At 51.8% G+C, this 853-nt stretch carries 1 protein-coding gene; it reads right to left on the reverse strand.

The annotated features are described in order from the left end of the window. Positions 1-853, reverse strand: an 853-nt coding sequence (locus CSQ89_RS21700; RefSeq protein WP_199065805.1) for a replication initiation protein, incomplete at both ends; no start/stop codon positions are given.

The following is an 853-nucleotide window of genomic DNA, read 5'->3' on the forward strand; positions in this document are numbered from 1 at the left end:
TACCATATTTAACATTTGTTTCATGGATTGATCCTACTCCCTGGCTGGCCAAATGAGGTACCTGTGCGGGATTAAGCACTTCCTGGATAACGTGCTTATAGGCAGCAATGGTCTGCCGGGTGAAGCCCGCCAGGCGGCCTATGGCCAGTTGGGTCAGCTTTTCTCCAAGCTGTAAGAGCCGGTGACAAGCAAACCGGATTTTGGATTCCGTGTCCTTATGGCGAACAGCGTGGGTTCGTTCAGCAGATTGCTTCTGACGGATATGCAGCGGCAAGGCAGGATTGAGCTGCATCACCCCACGATGGCACCTGCCACACCCCGTGTAGCGGTCCCAGGTCCAACGTGCCACCGACTTGACGGTGGCTTTCAGGGAAGAATATGGAAGATTGGCGCTAAATCCCTGGTTTCGGAAACTGTTCTTATTGTGCGCATACGCTTCCAACAATCGGGTGAATGTATTGAAGGAGCCTGCCTCCCGCTCACGATTCACGATGGAATACGCGTAAAAGCGCAGTTGTTCGAACAGGATGCAATGCCGAGAATGGCTTACCGCATCGAGATTTGGTCCTTTTCCCCACGGATTACTGGATGCCAAGTCTACATAATCAGCTAGTTCACCCAGTTCATAGACATGGTTATGGATCTCATGCGTCAACCACCATGGGTGACCAGGTGTTTTAGCCACCGGGCCACTATGAAAGCTAGTATCGGCCTCTAGCCTTGCTGCGAAGGCTTCATAGACTGCCTTCATATACTGAATAGGCTTAGGCTGCGCAGCCTCCGTCGTACAGACGGGTGGAATCGCGTAATAGAGATGACTATGCCCGGAAGACCGATTACGGACAATCAGATT

It is taken from the genome of Chitinimonas sp. BJB300, assembly GCF_002735695.1.
Lineage (GTDB): Bacteria > Pseudomonadota > Gammaproteobacteria > Burkholderiales > Chitinimonadaceae > Chitinimonas.